This window comes from Sinomonas sp. G460-2 (assembly GCF_047759905.1).
Taxonomy (GTDB): domain Bacteria; phylum Actinomycetota; class Actinomycetes; order Actinomycetales; family Micrococcaceae; genus Sinomonas.
This window is the reverse complement of sequence record NZ_JBKZWT010000446.1, coordinates 1-2,346: the sequence shown is the minus strand read 5'-3', so window position 1 is coordinate 2,346 and position 2,346 is coordinate 1. Positions and strand designations below refer to the sequence as shown.

The window sequence follows — 2,346 nt, the reverse complement described above, 5'->3', positions numbered from 1 at the left end:
CGAATGGGCGCTGGCCGCGCCCGGGACGGCGGGCCCCTTCTCGGCGGGCCCGGGCCTCGACGCCATCGAGGAGGAGGGCGGCCTTCCCGCACCGGTGCCGGCCCGAGCAGGGCACGTTCCCGCGGTCTCGTTCGCACGCTCGGAGCAGCGCTCCTACGCGGTGCCCGCTCCACGCGCCGTCGCGACCGCCGGCGACGATGCCATAGCCATGCCAAGGCGCCTCGCCCTCCCGACGTCGAACCGGGTCGCCGAGCTCGAGGCGAGCCCCGACGCGCGGCACGTGGCGCTCGGGACGGCGTTCGGCGAGGTGCACCTCGTCGAACTGGAGACGGGCCAAGCCAGGACACTCTCCAACGTGGGGGAGGGCAGCATCGAGGAACTCGCGTGGAGCCCGGACTCGGCGTGGCTCGCGTGGAGCGAGCCGGTGACGGCCTTCGGCTCCCGCTCGAAGCTCCGGCTCGCCAACGTCGCGACGGGCCAGATCGCCGACGTCACGGACGGTCGGTTCTGCGACGTCTCCCCGACGTTCACCCCCGACGGCAAGTACCTCGCGTTCCTCTCCGGGCGCAGCTTCGACCCCGTCTACGACGGGCACTCGTTCGACCTCTCGTTTCCGAGCCCGATCAAGCCCTATCTCGTGCCGCTCTCGGCGGCGACCGCGGCGCCGTTCGGGCCGCGGGCCGCGAACTTCGGCACCGCGGAGGAACCGTCCGCGGCGACATCACGGGGTGAGGCCGACGCCGGCGAGGCAACCGCTCGGGGTGAGGGCGCGACGTCGTCCGTTCGTGTCGCCGTGGAGCTCGAGGGACTCGCTCACCGCGTCGTGGCACTGCCGGTGCGGCAGGGCAACTACTCGCGCCTCACGGCCGCCAAGGACGCGCTCCTGTGGCTCTCGCACGACCTCTCGGGGGCCACGGGCGAGGGCAAGGCCAAGCCGGCGGACAAGGACCCCCAGCCGAGCCTCGAGCGATTCGACCTCACGGACTCCCGTACCACGACGCTCGTGGGCGCCCTCGATTCGTACCGTCTGAGCGGCGACGGATCGCGGGTCCTGTACGTGAGCGAGCGCCAGCTCCGCTCGGTGCCCAGCAACGCGAAGGCCGACGAGGGCAGCCCGGAGCACGTCAAGGTGGACCTCGACCGGATCCGCGTGCGGCTTGATCCCGTGGCTGTGTGGCACCAGGCTTTCGCCGAGGCGTGGAGGCTCCAGCGCGACTTTTTCTGGACCGCGGACATGGCGGGCCAGGACTGGGCCGAGGTGCGTGCCCACTACGAGCCGATTGTGGGTCGCCTCGGCTCGCACGACGACCTCGTGGACCTCCTGTGGGAAGTCCACGGCGAGCTGGGAACCTCGCATGCCTACGTCACCCCGACGCTGGCGTCCGAGCCCGGGGCGGGCGGGCAGGGGCGCCTCGGTGCAGAGTTCGACTACGACGGCGGCTGGGTGGTCCGGCGGGTCCTCGCGAGCGAGTCCTCGGACCCCCTCGCGACGTCGCCGCTCGCCGCCCCAGGTGCGGGGGTGCGCCGCGGCGATCGGCTTCTCGCGGTCGACGGCGTCCCGCTCGCCCCGGATTTCGGGCCGGCGACGGCGCTCGTGGGCGCGGCGGGCAAGACGGTCGAGCTCACGATCCTCAACGGCCCCGCGCATCCCGACGAGGAAGGCGTGCGCCGGCGCATAGCGGTCGTGCCGATCCGCGACGAGGAGCGGCTGCGGTACCAGGACTGGGTTCAGGCCAACCGACGCCTTGTGCGTGAGGCCTCGGGCGGACGCTTCGGCTATCTGCACGTTCCGGACATGGCCGCGCGCGGGTGGGCACAGCTGCACCGCGATCTCGACACGGAGACGGCGCTCGACGCGCTGATCGTCGACGTTCGGCGCAACCGCGGCGGGCACACCTCCCAGCTCGTCGCCGAGCTCATCGGGCGTCGCGTCACGGGGTGGACCATGCCCCGTGGAGAGCAGCCCCGCACATACCCGCGGCACGCCCCGCGCGGCCCCGTGGTGATCCTTGCCGATGAATTCGCGGGTTCGGACGGGGACATCATCACGCAGGTTGGGAAGCTCAGGGGGATTGGCCCGGTCGTCGGCACCCGGACGTGGGGCGGCGTCGTCGGCATCGACAACCGCTTCCGGCTCGCCGACGGAACGGCCGTGAGCCAACCTCGTTACGCCACGTGGTTCGGCGGGGGCGTGGGATGGGACGTGGAGAACCGCGGGGTCGAGCCGGATATCGAGATCGCCTACCCGCCGCACGCCTATGCGGCGGGCGTCGATCCGCAACTCGAGCACGGGATCGGCGTCCTCAAGGAGATGCTCGTCGAGATCCCCACCGAACGTCCGCCGGC

The 2,346-nt window shown here is 72.3% G+C and carries 1 protein-coding gene; it reads left to right on the top strand.

The window, feature by feature from the left end; all coding sequences use genetic code 11:
* Positions 1 to 2,346 (top strand): S41 family peptidase (locus ACLN58_RS21185; RefSeq protein ID WP_415857194.1); only part of this gene is annotated, 2,346 nt, incomplete at both ends.